A 14,938-nucleotide genomic window follows, 5' to 3' on the forward strand; every position below is an offset into this window, starting at 1 on the left:
CCCAACCCTCCCCTTCGCTACGCGAAAGGGAGGGGGCGGTGCCCCTCCCCAAGACACGTCCCATCGTCCGTTCCGGCTGCCAGCGCTAGAATGCAGACCATGAACGAGCTGACTTTCCGCAACGCCACCGCCGCCGATATCCCGGCCCTGATCGACCTGGTCACCTCCGCCTATCGCGGCGACGCCTCGCGTGTGGGCTGGACCACTGAGGCCGACATCCTCGACGGCCAGCGCATCGACGCCGCCGGCATCCAGGGCGACCTCGACCGCCCGCGCAGCGTGATCCTGCTCGCCGAGCAGGATGGCCAGCTACAGGCGTGCTGCCATGTTGCCGACGAAAATGGCCATGGCTACTTCGGCATGTTCTCGGTCAGCCCCAACGCCCAGGGCGGCGGCATCGGCAAGCAGCTGATGCAGCGCGCGGAACAGCATGTCGCCGAGCAATGGCAGCTGCCGACCATGCAGATGACGGTGATCGACTGCCGCGACGAACTCATTGCCTTCTACGAACGCCGTGGCTATGTGCGCACCGGCATCAAGAAGCCGTTCCCGTATGGTGACGAGCGCTTTGGCATCCCCAAGCGTGACGACCTGCAGTTCGAAGTGCTGGAAAAGCCCCTCGGAGCTACCGCATGAGCGAGACCTGGACCTTCATCTGCAGCAACGAGGAACTGCTGCCGGGCGAAATGAAGACCGGCTTCGATGAAGTGACCGGGGCTCCGATCGTCGTATTCAACCTGGACGGCGAGCTGTACGCGCTGGAAGACCAGTGCACGCATGAGGAGTTCGAGCTGTCCTCCGGCGAGCTGGACGCGGACGAAGGCAGCATCGAGTGCATCCTGCACGGCGCCCGTTTCGATGTCCGCGACGGCCGCGCCCTGTGCGCCCCGGCCTACACAGCCGTACCCAAGTTCCCGGTCAAGCGCGAACACGGCGGTATCTGGTCGCGCGACGACCGCGACTGAAAGTCATGCCCTGCGGCGGCGGGAGGGCTGGCCCCTCCCCACCCGCAGCCGAGCAGGCCAGCTGCCTGAGCGCACGCCAGCGGGCGGTTCCTGTCCGCGATAGGCCACCGTGCTGTATCCCTTGGATGCGCCACTGTCCCTCGCATATCGGGATTGCAAACGCAAACAATTCTCAATAAGATGCGCATCTATCGCGATAACGCGATGTTAACGGTCCGCACCACCTCCATGTCCCGCTTGCCCGCCAAGGCTGTACCGCTGACTGTCGCATCCGTGCGGCGGCGGTTGCTTTGGCTGCCACTGCTGTTCGGCATGTTGCTGGTCTGGGCCGTCGCCCTGCAGGTGAAGGCGGTTGCTGCCGCCCCGCTGGCAGTGGAGGGCCATGCGCAGCTGCTGGTTTCGCCTGAACCGGGCCACCCGCAGCAGCCGCTGCAGATGGCAGCCATCAGCGAAGCCGGCAGCGAATCCTCCCGCCCCACCCGCTCGCGCCCGGCACCGATGTTGTCGTCGCCGGTCACGCCTGCCCCGCTTACCGCTCACCGCGTGTTCATGACTGCCGCCAGCGACACGCTGCTGCAGCATGCGGTGGAGCGCGCCCAGCGCTATCCGCTGGCGCCCTATCTGCTGCTCAATCCCGGCCACGCCCCGCCCCGCGCGCGCGCCATCTAAGCAGCCTCCGGCGATCCGCGCGCAACAGCGCATCGCCGTCGATACCCCGCTTTCCACCTAAACACCCGCGGCGCCATTCGGCCCGTCAGGTTCAACTCGTCCTTTTCTCCCGGATATACCCGTCCATGACCCATATCAAGACCCGCAAGTACGCACCGCGCGCCACCATGCTCGCCACCGCCACGCTGGCTGCCGGCTTCTCGCCGCTGACCGCACTGGCCGCCGACGCAGACGCCGACTCGGCCAAGAACAAGGCCACCGATCTGGATCAGGTACAGGTACGCGGCAGCTGGTTCGCGCCGTCCTCGCCCAAGTTCACCGCCGAACTACTGGACACCCCGAAGTCGGTATCCGTGGTCACCGAGAAGACCATCCAGGAAATCGGTGCCACCAATCTGGTCGATGCGCTGCGCATGGTGCCGGGCATCACCTTTGGCGCCGGCGAAGGCGGCAACTCCACCGGTGACCGTCCGTTCCTGCGCGGCTTCGATGGCCAGAGCAACATGTTCGTCGACGGCCTGCGCGACGTTGGCACCCAGACCCGCGAAGTGTTCGACCTGGAGCAGCTGGAAGTGGTCAAGGGCCCGAGCTCGGCCTACGGCGGCCGTGACTCCGGCGGCGGCAGCATCAACCTGGTCAGCAAGACCCCGAAGCTGAAGAACGAAACCAGCGCCAGCATGGGTATCGGCACCGACAGTTATGCGCGCGGCACCGTCGATGCCAACTACGTGCTGGGCGACGGCATCGCCGCCCGCCTGAACCTGCTCAAGCACGAATCCGACATCGCCGGTCGTGATGCCGCCAACGTCAGCCGCTGGGGTATCGCACCGTCCATCGCCTTCGGCCTGAACGGCCCGCTGCAATTGATCGCCAGCCACTACCACCTGGAAACCGATGACCTGCCCGACGCAGGCGGCTTCCCGTACGGCGACCCGGCTACCAAGACCACCGTCGGTGCGCCGATCGTGCCCAACCGCAACAATTATTACGGCCTGATTGACCGCGACTTCCAGCGTACCCGTGCCGATATCAGCACCCTGGACGCCAGCTACTCGTTCGGCGAGCACAAGCTGCGCAACATCGCGCGCTTGGGCAACACCAGCAATGACTACCTGTGGACCCAGCCGGACGACAGCAAGAACAACCCGAACAACTTCGGTACGTTGTGGCGTCGCACCAACAACCGTGCGATCGACACCAAGACCTTCGCCGACCAGCTGAGCCTGACCGGTGCATTCCAGACCGGTGGCCTGAAGCACAGCTACAGTGCTGGCGTTGAGTACAGCGAAGAAAAGAGCAGCAAGGGCAGCTATGTGATCGGCGGCGCCGGCACCAACAATCCGCTCACCGGCAACCAGACCTGCCCGACCACCGGCGCAGCCACCGGCTACAACTGCACCGATTTCTACAACCCGAACCCGAAGGATCCGTGGTCGGCCACCCACCCGGTCACCCGCAGTGACAAGGCGCTGGATATCGACCAGACCACCAAGACCAAGTCGGTCTACGCCTTCGACACCATCGAGCTGAGCGAAAAGTGGCTGGTCAACCTCGGCCTGCGCTGGGACGACTACGACACCGAGCAGGTCACCCCGGTCCTGAACAAGGCCCCGACCGTGCTCAACAACAGCGACGGCTTCCTGAACTACCAGGCGGGCGTGGTGTTCAAGCCGACCGCCAACGGCAGCATCTACCTGTCCTACGGCACCTCCTCGACCCCGCCGGGCATGGACAGCGGTGAAGGCAACGACTCGATCAGCGCCGCCATCGAGAACCTCAAGCCGCAGGAAACCAAGAACTACGAGCTGGGCACCAAGTGGGACCTGCTCGACAAGCGCTTGAACCTGACCGCCGCCATCTTCCACACCGAGATGAGCAATGCACGTGTCACCGTCGACTCCGGCAACACCGAGAACGCAGGCAAGAAGGCGATCAACGGCGTTGAGATCGGCATCAATGGCCAGATCACCGACAACTGGAATGTCGCCGGCGGCTACACCTACATGGATTCGGAGCTGAAGGACAACGGCTTTGTCTGCGGTGTCACTGTGCCGCGTGGCCAGCCCTGCCCGGCGGGTCAGTACATCGTCTCGCCGAACAACGGCAACATGTTCCCGAACACGCCCAAGCATGCCGCCACGCTGTGGACCACCTATGTGTTCCCGTTCGGCCTGACCGTCGGTGGTGGTGCAAGCTACGTCGACAAGCAGTACGGCGACGCCGCCAACACCAAGTGGGTCCCGAGCTATACCCGTTGGGACGCCATGATCGGCTACGCCATCCAGGACAACATCAGCCTGCAGTTGAACGTGCAGAACCTGACCGACAAGACCTATTTCACCAAGGCCTATGCCTCGCATTACGCGAGCATCGCCCCGGGTCGCGCGGCCACGCTGGCACTGAACGTCAAGTTCTGATGCCTGCATGAGCAACAACGGCGGCAGGCGCGAGCCTGCCGCCGTTGTGCTTTTTCCGTCCCTGCCGCGGCAGGCGACGGTGATCACCCGCAATGGCTACCATCGGCAGCAGATTCTGGTGGAAGCCTGTACACAGGCAAGACGATGGCCAACTCCTTTCCAAGCGATGTCGATGCACTGGCGCAGCAACTGCGGAATGACCCGCACGCCACCTTCGCGCAGGTCCGCGAGGCTGCGCTGGGCGGCCAGCTGGATGCACAGCTGCTGCTGGCCCAGCTGTACATCGAAGGCAAAGGCGTGGGCCGCGACGAGCAGGCCGCCCTGCTCTGGTACGAAACCGCCGCCAACAACGGCAGCGCACTGGCGATGAACATGCTCGGCCGCTGCCATGAACTTGGCCAGGGCTGCACGCCGGATGCCTCGTTGGCCGCGGTCTGGTACCGCAATGCCGCCGAAGCCGGCCTGGACTGGGGCATGTACAACCATGCCAACCTGCTCGCTACCGGACGCGGCGTGGCGCAGGACCGGCCCAGGGCCTTGGCGCTGTATACAAGGGCCGCGCAGCTGGGCCATGCCAAATCGATGAACCTGCTGGCCCGCCACCTGGAAGACGGGCTGGATATCGAACGCGATCCGCAAGCTGCCCTGGCCTGGTATCAACGCTCGGCCGAGGCCGGCGATTTCCGCGGCCAGGCAAACCTCGCCTCCATCCTGCTGCAGCAAGGCCAGATCGAGGCCGCCGTGCAGTGGTTGCGCTTGGCATTGGCCAACGGCAGCCCGGCGTTCATGGCGCATATCGTACCCGAGCTGGCGGCCTCCCCCCATCCGCAGATCCGCGCACTGGTGGCCTGAACCAGGCCCCGAGGAACTCCCATGCTGTTGCACATCCCCAACGTAATCAGCCCCGAACAGGTCGCCCTGTTCCGCCAGAAACTGGATGCAGCTGACTGGACCGATGGCCGCGAGACCGTTGGCCACCTCGGCACCCACGCCAAGCGCAACGAGCAGCTGCCGGAAAACTCGCCGCTGCGCCGTGAACTGGGCGAAACCGTGCTGCTGGCGTTGGCCGGCAACCCTTCCTTCTTCAGCGCCGCACTGCCACTGAAGTACCTGCCGCCGCGTTTCAACCGCTATACCGGCGGCGGCACCTACGGCTTCCACGTCGATGGCGCGGTGATGAACCTGGGCCAGGGCGAGCAGCTGCGCTCGGACGTGTCGTGCACGCTGTTCCTGTGCGAGCCGGACGAATACGAAGGCGGCGAACTGATCATCAGCGACACCTATGGCGAGCACGAAGTGAAGCTGCCGGCCGGCGACCTGGTGGTCTACCCCTCCAGCAGCCTGCACAAGGTGCAGCCGGTGACCCGCGGCGCGCGCCTGGCCTCGTTCTTCTGGGTGCAGAGCATGGTGCGCGACGAAGCCCACCGGCGCCTGCTGTGGGAAATGGACACCTCCATCCAGCAGCTCACCCAGGACTGCCCGCAACACCCCTCACTGGTCAGCCTGACCGGGATCTATCACAACCTGCTGCGGCAGTGGGCGCAAACCTGAGCGCTACCGATCCCATCGTCAACGCAGCAGCTCCGTAGTCCCGTAGCACGAGTCCGGTAGTCCCGTAGCCCGGGTAAGCGCAGCGCACCCGGGGCTGTTCGACGGAGAATCCAGGAACCCGACCGATCCCTGCCCCCGGGTGCGCTGCGCTTACCTGGGCTACAAAAACGGCGACCGCTCTTTGCCACGCGCTTGAGATCCTCACAGAGTCAACACTGGCGCGGCGCACGCATTAGTCACGTAGCACCGTAGCCCGGGTAAGCGCAGCGCACCCGGGGCTGTTCGACGGAGAATCCAGGAACCCGACCGATCCCTGCCCCCCGGGTGCGCTGCGCTTACCCGGGCTACAAAAACGGCGACCACCCTTTGCCACGCGTACCGGACAGCTACAACCAGTCAACGCCACTGGCGGTGCAGCGCGCAGGTCAGCCAACGGCAGCAGACTGATAATTGTCATGTTGCTATCAATTCTCATTTGCAAAAGTTAACGAATCGTATCTACAATGCCGCACCGCGCACGCCGGCCCTGTTGGCCGCGTCCGCAATCCGGGGATACGCATGCAGCAACCACAGCGCCAGCACGCATACAGCACCGCCGCTTCCGGCGTTGTCGGCCTGCGTCCGTTGGCTTTGTGCCTGCTGTTGCTGTTGTCGCTGTTGGCATCGCTCTGCCAGAGCGGCAGCCAGCTGGGCCGGCTTGGTGTTGCGGAAAACAGCAATGCTTCGGCGCCTGCCGAAGAGCGTCAGGGTGGCGAGCGTCACCTGGAAGAAGAAAGCCCGGCCAAACTTCGTACAGCAAGCCAGCTGCGTGCGGCACGCGCCATCCCGCCCCTGCCCCATGCCACGCAGCTGCTGCTTGCAGCCAGCGGGCCCAGCCCGGTCCGTGTGGTCATCCCGGCGTCCGAGCCGGTCGTCGGCCATGCCTTGGCCAGCCCGCGCCAACAGCGTGGGCAAGCGCCGCCCTTGAGCTGACGCTCCGCGCCTAGGCGCCCGCGCTTCACCCCCTTTCTTTCCAGCTCGTCCCTGCATGCGCCCGCGTCTGCGGTGTTGACGGCTGCAGCCCGCATTCCCTTGTTCGAGGTATTCCCATGGCCCTGCGCCAGCGTCACCGTGTGTCCGTTTCCCGCCAACTGCTCAGCCTCGCCGTGCTCGGCGCCCTCAGCGCCAGCGCCCATGCCAACGGCAGCGGCGCGCCGACCACGCTGGACAAGGTAGTCGTCACCGCCAGCGGCTTCGAGCAGAAGATCACCGACGCGCCGGCCAGCATCAGCGTGGTCAGCCGCGAAGAACTGGCACTGCGTCCCTACACCAGCCTGGTCGATGCGCTGCGCGACGTGGAAGGCATCGACGTCGGCATGGAAACCACCGACAAGAACGGCCGCGCCACCATCTCCATGCGTGGCATGCCCTCGGAATACACTTTGGTGCTGATCGATGGCCGCCGCCAGAGCAACGTCGGCAATCTGTACCCGAACAACTTCGGCGGTGGCCAGTTCGCCTACATGCCGCCGTTGGATGCAGTGGAGCGCATCGAAGTAGTGCGCGGCCCGATGTCGACCCTGTACGGCGCCGATGCCATGGGTGGCGTGATCAACATCATCACCCGGCGCAACCAGAACGAATGGCACGGTTCGGTGACGCAGGGTTTCACCGTGCAGCAGGAAGACGCTTTCGGCGACGCCCGCACCACCGACCTGTACCTGAGCGGCCCGCTGATCCAGGACCGTCTGGGCATGACCGTGCGCGGCAGCTGGTATGACATCGACGAATCACGCCCGGAATGGGATTCGCTGCCGCTGCCCGATGGCAGCCAGTGGGAACGTGCGCTCGGCTTTGGCGGCGGCGGCAAGGCCGTAGCCAACACCAACTGGAACAGCGGCATCCGCCTGAACTTCAAAGCCAGCGAAAACCACGACCTGTGGCTGGACTACGACGTCTCGCGCCAGAAGTACGACAACAGCAAGGGCCAGACCGGCACCCTGGACAGCGCCGAAAGCCTGTGGCGCAGCGGCGTGGCGACCATTCCCAATGGCAGCGGTGGCACCACCACCCGCCGCGTGGTGCAGCCCCGCGTTGGCTATACCGCCTACCAGCGTTACGAGCTGGACCAGCTCTCGCTGACCCACCAGGGCCGCTACGACTTCGGCACCTGGCAGACCAGCCTGTCGCGCACCCAGAGCAACAACCTGGGCCGCTCGCTGCCGCTGACCCTGGACGAACGCGCCGACCTGCAGACCCTGTGGAATGACGTCTGTTCGCGTCGCGGCCCGTCCGCCAACTGCAACATGGCCAGCGGCAACCTGTCGGTGCTCAATGATGCCGAACGCGCTCGCCTGCAGGCCTTCTTGCCGCGCCCTCTGCGCACCATGGAGCTGGACGCGATGGTGCTGGACACCATGCTCGACATGAGTTTCGGCGCACACAAGGTCACCGTCGGCGGCCAGTACAACAACACCGACATGACCGACGGTGTGTTCGGCATGGACGGCAACGGCTACCGCGACAACGTCAAGCAGAAGCATCGCACCTGGTCGGTGTTTGCCGAAGACAACTGGTCGCTGACCGACGCGCTCACCGCCACCCTCGGCCTGCGCCATGACCACCACAACATCTTCGGCAGCCATGTCAGCCCGCGCGCCTACCTGGTGTGGAATGCCAGCGATGCATGGACCGTCAAGGGCGGCATCAGCACCGGTTACAAGACCCCGCGTCCGGACCAGCTGTTCCCCGGCGTGACCGGCTTCGGCGGCCAGGGTGTGATCCCGATGGTGGGCTCGCCCAACCTGAAGCCGGAGACCAGCACCAACTACGAAATCGCCACCTACTACGACGGCGGCCGCTGGGGCTTCAACGCCACCGCCTTCCTCAACCGCTTCGACGACAAGATCGCCAGCGGCGGCAGCTTCGCCAACTGCGAAGTGGCACCGGCCAACAGCGGCTACTGCGTGGACGTGGGCCCGGGTTGGGCAGCGCTGGGTTACAGCGTTTTCAGCCAGAGCGTGAACCTGGACAAGGCCGAGACCCGCGGCGTTGAGCTGGCCAGCCACGTGGACCTGTTGGACAACCTGCAGCTGCGCGGTAACTACACCTACACCAAGAGCGAGCAGACCAGCGGCGCCACCAAGGGCCAGCCGATCGCCGGCAACCCGGCCAAGCACATGGCCAATGCCAGCCTCAATTGGCAGCTCAACGACGCCATCAGCCTGAGCCTGATCGGCGAAGGCCGCTACGACCGTTACCGCGACACGCTGGTGTCCAATGTCGGCGGCGTCAGCAGCTCGACTGTCCGTTACTACGAGGACTACACCACCTTCCACCTGGGCGGCAGCTGGAAGCTCAACGACTGGCTCACCGTCAACGCCCGCGTCAACAACCTGTTCGACAAGGACTTCGTCTCGCAGTCCTGCATCCTGAGCTCGCCCAGCGAGTACAGCTGCGTCGATGACTATGCGGTGAAGGAACAGCGCCGCAGCTACTGGCTGTCGCTCAACGCGAAGTTCTGATGGCTGTAGCTGGGCACGGGCAGCGCTGAGCGCTTGCCCACCCCGCCTGTCAACGCCGCAGCCCCACAAACGTTTCCAGCACAGGCAACACCGCTCCCTCCCTTTCACGCAGTGAAGGGGAGGGGGCGTAGCACGGCACAAATTGCGAATCATTCTCATTAGTGCTCTAATCGTCATCCTTCAACACCCCTGATCCCCGTGTCCGCAGACCGCAGCGCCGCCACTACCGTGCAACAACAAGCCAGTCGTGGATTCTGGTTGCGCACCTTGCATCAGTGGCACTGGATCAGCTCGGCGGTATGCCTGATCGGCATGCTGCTGTTCTCCCTGACCGGCATCACCTTGAACCACGCGTCCAGGATCGAAGCCAAGCCGCAGGTGCAGAACCTGCAGCTGGAATTGCCGGCGCCCGTACTCAAGGCTCTGGGCGAGCGCGAAGAAGGCAACGCGCCGCTGCCAGCGCGCGTGGCCGACTGGTTGTCCAATCGTCTGGAAGTGTCCATCGGCAGCCGTGAGGCCGAGTGGTCGCCAGAAGAAATCTATCTGTCCATGCCCGGCCCCGGCAGTGATGCCTGGCTGAGCATCGACCGCGAAACCGGTGCGGTGGAGTTTGAAAAAACCCGTCGCGGTTGGGTTTCGTACTTCAATGACCTGCACAAGGGCCGCAACGCCGGCCCCGGCTGGGGCTGGTTCCTCGACGTGTTCGCGGTGGCCTGCCTGGTGTTCTGCATCACCGGCCTGTTCCTGTTGCATCTGCATGCGCGGCAGCGGCGCATGACCTGGCCGCTGGTCGGCCTGGGTTTGCTGATCCCGCTGCTGATCGCCCTGCTCCTCATCCATTGACCGTCGTTCTTCCCGGAGTCGCACCATGCGCGTCACCCTGACCATCGCCCTGAGCGGCCTGATCGCCACCGCTCCTGCCGCCTACGCCGCCAGCCTCGACGTCAACGTCGAAGTGCCCAAGCTCAACGTGGCCGAGTACCACCGCCCGTATGTCGCGGTGTGGATCGAAGGTGCCGACCAGCAGGTCGCCGCCAATCTGTCGGTCTGGTACCAGCTCAAGGACACCGCCGAAGGCCATGGCACCAAGTGGCTGCCGGACCTGCGCCAGTGGTGGCGCAAGAGCGGCCGCACCCTGCAGGTGCCGGTGGATGGCGTGACCGGCCCGACCCGTCCGGTCGGCAAGCACCAGCTCAGCTTCAGCGACCGCCAGCCGCAGCTGCGCGCCCTGCCCGCCGGCCAGTACACGCTGGTAGTGGAAGCCGCACGTGAAGTCGGCGGCCGCGAGCTGGTCAAGATTCCCTTCAGCTGGCCGGCCCGTGCCGCCCAGAACGGCAGTGCCCAAGGCAGCACCGAACTCGGTGCCGTCACCCTCGCCGTCAAGCCCTGATCCCCATTACCAACGGAGCCAACCGATGAAGCGTTCCCTCCTGCTTGCTGCCACCATCGCCGCCGCGCTGCCCTTCTCCGCCGCCGCCCACAAGGCCTGGCTGCAGCCGTCGCAGACCGTGATTGCCGGTACCAACCCGTGGATCACGGTGGATGCGGCCGTGTCCAACGACCTGTTCTACTTCAACCATGTGCCGCTGCGCCTGGACAACCTGGTGATCACCGCACCGGACGGCAGCACCGTGCAGCCGCAGAACGTGGCCACCGGCAAGTACCGCAGCGTGTTCGATGTTGAACTGACCCAGCAGGGCACCTACCGCCTGGCCAACGTCAACGCCGGCCTGATGGCCAACTGGCAGGAAGACGGCAAGCCCAAGCGCTGGCGCGGCAACGCTGCAACTTTCGCCACCGAAGTCCCGAAGGATGCCAAGGAACTGAAGGTCTCCGAGACCGCCGGTCGCGTTGAAACCTTCGTCACCAACGGCAAGCCGAACGACACCGCGCTCAAGCCGACCGGCAAGGGCATGGAACTGGTCGCAGTGGGCCACCCGAACGATCTGTTCGCCGGTGAGCAGGCCAAGTTCAAGCTGCTGGTCGACGGCAAGCCGCACGCTGGCCTGGAAGTGGAAATCACCCGCGGCGGCACCCGTTACCGCAACGCCCAGGAAGAGATCAAGGTAACCACCGACGCCAATGGCGAGTTCTCGGTGACCTGGCCGCAGGCTGGCATGTACTGGCTGGAAACCGGCACCGAGGACAACAAGACCTCGATCCCGCAGGCCAACGTGCGCCGCCTGAGCTACGTAGCCACGCTGGAAGTGCTGCCGCAGTAAAGCTCTAAAAGCCCCTCTCCCGCCCGCGGGAGAGGGGTTGGGGTGAGGGCAAGGCCGAAGCCGGGCTCCTGAAGCCGCGGCAGACCCACAAAAACCAAAGCTTCCCCTCATCCGCCCCTTCGGGGCACCTTCTCCCGTAAACGGGAGAAGAAACACCTGCCCCAGCTGGCTTTTTTATACCGATGTCCTCCAACTCCGACATCGCCGCCCTCGGCGGCCACACCATGGGCACCAGCTGGAGCGTCAAGCTGGTCGCTGCACGCAGCCGTGATCTGCATCCACTGCATGCCGGCATCCAGGCCGAGCTCGACCGTGTCGTCGCGCAGATGAGCACCTGGGAAGCCGACTCCGACATCAGTCGCTACAACCGCGCCGCCGCTGGCACTTGGCATGCGCTGCCCGATGATTTCTGGAACGTGCTCAGCGCCGCGCGCGACATCGCCGAACGCAGCGCAGGCGCCTTCGACCCCAGCATCGGGCCGCTGGTCGCTTTGTGGGGCTTTGGCGCCGATGGCGCCACACAGGCCGTGCCCGATCCCGCGCTGCTGGCCGAGGTGGCTGCACGCTGCGGCTGGAACAAACTGCAGCTGGATCCACAAACGCAAAGCGCCCTGCAACCCGGCGGTCTGCAGCTGGATCTGTCGGCCATCGCCAAAGGCTACGGCGTGGATCTGGTCAGCCGCTGGCTGCGCCGTATCGGCATCACCGCCGCGCTTGTCGAAGTTGGCGGCGAACTGCATGGCTACGGTCTGAAACCCGACGGCCAGCCTTGGCGCGTGCTGGTTGAATCCGCTCCGGAAGAAGATGCCGGCGCCGACTATCCACCGCGCGTACTCGCATTGGACGAGCTGGCAATCGCCACCTCGGGCGATCGTTGGCACCATTTTGAACGCGATGGCGTGTCCTACAGCCACACCCTGGATCCGCGCAGCCATGCACCGGTCAGCCGCGCAGCCGCCGCGGTCAGCGTGATCGCCCGCGAGGCCATGCTTGCCGATGCCTGGGCCACCGCCTTGACCGTGATGGGCGCTGATCAGGGCCTGGCCTTTGCCAACAGCCATGACTTGGCTGCACGCTTCATCACCCGCAGCAGCAACGGCCTGATTGAAACCATGACGCCCGCCTTCCAGCGTTACCTGGACGCCAGCACGCAATGAACCGCAACCGCTCCACGCGTGCCCTGTTCGGCAACCTCGCCGTGGGCCTGGGCCTGCTGCTGATCGCCCTGCTACTGCTGCGCCTGCACCTGGGCGAGCGCTGGTGGCCGGCACCGCCGCTGGCGCCACAGTGGTGGATGGCGCTGGCAGCGCTGGCAATCTACGCAGCCGCCTGTTTCGCCCTGTGGTGGTGCACCCGCCAACGCGACGATGAGGTCGGTGACAGCAAGGAGCCGCCCATCCTGGTAGTGTGGGCCAGCCAGACCGGCTTTGCCCAGCAGCTGGCGCAGCGCACTGCGGCACAGCTGCGTGCTGCCGGCCACAAGACCCGGCTGCGCGCGATCGACCAGGTGGATGCAGCCCTGCTCGACAGCACTCGCCAGGCCTTGTTCATCGTCAGCACCACCGGCGAAGGCGATCCACCCGATCACGCCCTCGCCTTCCTGAGCCGGGTAATGCCGCAGCCGCTGAAGCTGCCGCAACTGCAATATGCCGTGCTGGCACTGGGTGATAAAACCTACGAACAATACTGCGCGTTCGGCCATCAACTTGATGACTGGCTGCGCGCGCACGGTGCACAGCCATTGTTTGACACCGTGGACGTCGACAACGCCGACGCCGAGGCGCTGCGCCATTGGCAGCAGCTGCTGGGCCAGCTCGGCGGCTCAAGCACGGAGGCAAGTGATTGGAGCGCACCGGCCTATCAATCCTGGCTGCTGCGCAAGCGCGAAGTTCTCAACCCCGGCAGCATCGGCGGCAAGGTATTCCACCTGCAGCTGCAACCGGCCGATGGCCAGCTGCCAGCCTGGCAGGCCGGCGACATCGCCGAGATCGGCCCACGCCAATCTGCTGTCGCGGTGACGCAATGGCTGCAGGCGCACGACTTCGCTTCCACCACCGTGCTGGCCGATGGCCGCTTGCTGGGCGATGCCCTGGCTGTTTCGCACCTGCCTGACAGTTGTGACACCGGTGATGCCGACGCTCTGGCCGCCAGCCTCAAGCCTTTGCCGCACCGCGAATACTCGATTGCATCGATGCCAACGGAAGGCAGCCTGCAGCTGATGCTGCGCCGGCAGCTGCGCCCGGATGGCACACCGGGTCTGGCCAGCGGCTGGCTCTGCGACTACACCGCCATCGGTGACAGCATTGATCTGCGCCTGCGCAGCAACAGCAACTTCCATCCACCCGGCAACGATGCACCGCTGATCCTGATCGGTAACGGCACCGGCATCGCCGGCCTGCGTGCACATCTGCGCGCCCGTATCGATGCAGGCGCGCGCCGCAACTGGTTGCTGTTCGGCGAGCGCAATGTGGCGCACGACTTCCATTTCGGTGACGAGCTGCGTCAATGGCAGCGCGAGGGCGGAGTCGAGCGATTGGATACGGTTTTCAGCCGCGACGATGGCGCCTTCCACTACGTACAGGACGCATTGGCTGCGCACAGCGAAGTGCTGCGGCAATGGCTGGACGACGGCGCTACCTTGCTGGTCTGCGGCAGCCTGCAGGGCATGGCCCCGGCGGTGGACAAGGTCATCATCGATGCGATTGGTGCCGATGCACATCAGGCACTGCGCATCGCCGGCCGCTACCGCCGCGACGTCTACTGAGCGTAGTGCCGAGCCATGCTCGGCAAAGCAGCCCTGTAGTGCGGAGACATGCTCGGCAGAGGCCTTACAAGCAGCCTCACCCGTAGTGCCGAGCCATGCTCGGCAGAAGCTTTCCCGGTAATGCCCATGCCGAGCATGGCTCGGCACTACAGGTGAAGCCTTGCGCTGTTGGTTCTTTGGCTTCGCGGCTTACGCCGCTCCTACACAACCGGCATCAGCCGTATCGCCAGCAGTTCACCGCCGCCGCTGAGCGTATAGCGCTGCCGTTCGCCGGCGCCGAGCCACGCGGTATCACCGGCCGACAGCGCCGGCAGCACACCGCCCTCGAACACTGCCTGCCCGGCCAGTAGATGGATGGCCCACGCGGCCTGTGGCTCGGTGAAGAACAACATATTGCCCACCAGCGGCCGATGCAGCAGTTCGGCCTGCAAGGCATCACGCCGCCACATCAGATTGAAGTCCTGGGTCACACCGTCGACCAGCTCGCCGACGATGTCTTCTTCGCCGGCAAAACGCAGGCGTTGGTACGGCGGCAGCAGGGTTTCGCAACGCCCATCAGCGAAGCGCAAACGCAGACCTTCGCCCTGCAGCAATACCAGCTCGCGTTCGACACCGGGGAATGCGGAGAACGCCGCGTCCTGTTCGATCTCGGCGATGGACAGGCGCAGCTGCCAGTCGCCCTGCTCCGGCAGACGCAGGATCTCGCGCGTCCAACCCAGGCCATTGCGCCAGCGCTCGCGCTGGTAGAGCGCGGCAGGGATGACGCGGGTAGGAGAGTTCAATGTATGCATCGGCCAATGATGCCATCAGCGCGGAGCTGTAGGAGCGGCAGATGTGTAGGAGCGGC

At 65.1% G+C, this 14,938-nt stretch carries 14 protein-coding genes; 13 read left to right on the forward strand and 1 reads right to left on the reverse strand.

What is annotated here, in order from left to right:
- The first annotated feature begins 99 nt into the window (after positions 1–99).
- The 13 genes from ABB27_RS11510 (at position 100) to ABB27_RS11570 (ending at position 14,091) form a co-directional block, all read left to right on the forward strand.
- Complete coding sequence (locus ABB27_RS11510; RefSeq protein ID WP_057628942.1) at positions 100–636, forward strand: GNAT family N-acetyltransferase; 537 nt, start codon at positions 100–102, stop codon at positions 634–636.
- Complete coding sequence (locus ABB27_RS11515) at positions 633–965, forward strand: non-heme iron oxygenase ferredoxin subunit (RefSeq protein WP_057628852.1); 333 nt, start codon at positions 633–635, stop codon at positions 963–965. The genes ABB27_RS11510 and ABB27_RS11515 overlap by 4 nt, the downstream gene beginning before the upstream one ends.
- Before the next feature lie 228 nt (positions 966–1,193).
- The gene (locus ABB27_RS11520; protein WP_152984546.1) at positions 1,194–1,634 is read left to right on the forward strand and encodes a hypothetical protein; all 441 of its coding nucleotides are present in this window, start codon (positions 1,194–1,196) and stop codon (positions 1,632–1,634) included.
- A gap of 125 nt (positions 1,635–1,759) precedes the next feature.
- Positions 1,760–4,051: a TonB-dependent receptor gene (locus tag ABB27_RS11525; protein WP_057628854.1), complete on the forward strand. Its 2,292-nt coding sequence runs from the start codon at positions 1,760–1,762 to the stop codon at positions 4,049–4,051.
- A 144-nt stretch (positions 4,052–4,195) separates the two neighbouring features.
- Complete coding sequence (locus ABB27_RS11530) at positions 4,196–4,903, forward strand: tetratricopeptide repeat protein (protein WP_057628855.1); 708 nt, start codon at positions 4,196–4,198, stop codon at positions 4,901–4,903.
- 21 nt (positions 4,904–4,924) lie between these two features.
- Complete coding sequence (locus ABB27_RS11535) at positions 4,925–5,602, forward strand: Fe2+-dependent dioxygenase (RefSeq protein ID WP_057628856.1); 678 nt, start codon at positions 4,925–4,927, stop codon at positions 5,600–5,602.
- Positions 5,603–6,160: 558 nt separating this feature from the next.
- Positions 6,161–6,574, forward strand: coding sequence for a hypothetical protein (locus tag ABB27_RS11540; protein ID WP_057628857.1), 414 nt, complete (start codon positions 6,161–6,163; stop codon positions 6,572–6,574).
- A 116-nt stretch (positions 6,575–6,690) separates the two neighbouring features.
- Positions 6,691–9,105, forward strand: coding sequence for a TonB-dependent receptor domain-containing protein (locus ABB27_RS11545; RefSeq protein WP_057628858.1), 2,415 nt, complete (start codon positions 6,691–6,693; stop codon positions 9,103–9,105).
- Positions 9,106–9,303: 198 nt separating this feature from the next.
- Positions 9,304–9,948 (forward strand): PepSY-associated TM helix domain-containing protein, encoded by a 645-nt coding sequence (locus tag ABB27_RS11550; RefSeq protein ID WP_244479218.1) that lies wholly within the window; start codon positions 9,304–9,306, stop codon positions 9,946–9,948.
- Between the two features lie 25 nt (positions 9,949–9,973).
- On the forward strand, positions 9,974–10,495 hold the full coding sequence (locus tag ABB27_RS11555; protein WP_057628860.1) for a DUF2271 domain-containing protein: 522 nt from the start codon (positions 9,974–9,976) through the stop codon (positions 10,493–10,495).
- A gap of 25 nt (positions 10,496–10,520) precedes the next feature.
- Positions 10,521–11,327 carry a DUF4198 domain-containing protein gene (locus ABB27_RS11560; RefSeq protein WP_057628861.1) on the forward strand — a complete coding sequence of 269 codons (807 nt, stop codon included), beginning with the start codon at positions 10,521–10,523 and terminating at the stop codon, positions 11,325–11,327.
- Positions 11,328–11,503: 176 nt separating this feature from the next.
- Entirely contained in the window at positions 11,504–12,484 is a 981-nt protein-coding gene (locus ABB27_RS11565; protein WP_244479223.1) for an FAD:protein FMN transferase, read from the forward strand.
- Positions 12,481–14,091, forward strand: a complete 1,611-nt coding sequence (locus ABB27_RS11570; RefSeq protein WP_057628863.1) for a sulfite reductase subunit alpha — start codon at positions 12,481–12,483, stop codon at positions 14,089–14,091. The genes ABB27_RS11565 and ABB27_RS11570 overlap by 4 nt, the downstream gene beginning before the upstream one ends.
- Before the next feature lie 200 nt (positions 14,092–14,291).
- Here the strand turns inward: ABB27_RS11570 and ABB27_RS11575 are convergent, their stop codons facing one another.
- Positions 14,292–14,882: a HutD/Ves family protein gene (locus tag ABB27_RS11575; RefSeq protein WP_057628864.1), complete on the reverse strand. Its 591-nt coding sequence runs from the start codon at positions 14,880–14,882 to the stop codon at positions 14,292–14,294.
- Positions 14,883–14,938: the final 56 nt, after the last annotated feature.

It is taken from the genome of Stenotrophomonas terrae, assembly GCF_001431465.1.
In the GTDB taxonomy this organism is placed as follows: domain Bacteria; phylum Pseudomonadota; class Gammaproteobacteria; order Xanthomonadales; family Xanthomonadaceae; genus Stenotrophomonas; species Stenotrophomonas terrae.

What these genes read in the sequence shown, in the direction of transcription:
- ABB27_RS11510 (WP_057628942.1), top strand. Translation starts at nt 100, where the DNA reads ATGAACGAGCTGACTTTCCGCAACGCCACCGCCGCCGATATCCCGGCC.
- ABB27_RS11515 (WP_057628852.1), top strand. Translation starts at nt 633, where the DNA reads ATGAGCGAGACCTGGACCTTCATCTGCAGCAACGAGGAACTGCTGCCG.
- ABB27_RS11520 (WP_152984546.1), top strand. Translation starts at nt 1,194, where the DNA reads ATGTCCCGCTTGCCCGCCAAGGCTGTACCGCTGACTGTCGCATCCGTG.
- ABB27_RS11525 (WP_057628854.1), top strand. Translation starts at nt 1,760, where the DNA reads ATGACCCATATCAAGACCCGCAAGTACGCACCGCGCGCCACCATGCTC.
- ABB27_RS11530 (WP_057628855.1), top strand. Translation starts at nt 4,196, where the DNA reads ATGGCCAACTCCTTTCCAAGCGATGTCGATGCACTGGCGCAGCAACTG.
- ABB27_RS11535 (WP_057628856.1), top strand. Translation starts at nt 4,925, where the DNA reads ATGCTGTTGCACATCCCCAACGTAATCAGCCCCGAACAGGTCGCCCTG.
- ABB27_RS11540 (WP_057628857.1), top strand. Translation starts at nt 6,161, where the DNA reads ATGCAGCAACCACAGCGCCAGCACGCATACAGCACCGCCGCTTCCGGC.
- ABB27_RS11545 (WP_057628858.1), top strand. Translation starts at nt 6,691, where the DNA reads ATGGCCCTGCGCCAGCGTCACCGTGTGTCCGTTTCCCGCCAACTGCTC.
- ABB27_RS11555 (WP_057628860.1), top strand. Translation starts at nt 9,974, where the DNA reads ATGCGCGTCACCCTGACCATCGCCCTGAGCGGCCTGATCGCCACCGCT.
- ABB27_RS11560 (WP_057628861.1), top strand. Translation starts at nt 10,521, where the DNA reads ATGAAGCGTTCCCTCCTGCTTGCTGCCACCATCGCCGCCGCGCTGCCC.
- ABB27_RS11570 (WP_057628863.1), top strand. Translation starts at nt 12,481, where the DNA reads ATGAACCGCAACCGCTCCACGCGTGCCCTGTTCGGCAACCTCGCCGTG.
- ABB27_RS11575 (WP_057628864.1), bottom strand. Translation starts at nt 14,882, where the DNA reads ATGCATACATTGAACTCTCCTACCCGCGTCATCCCTGCCGCGCTCTAC.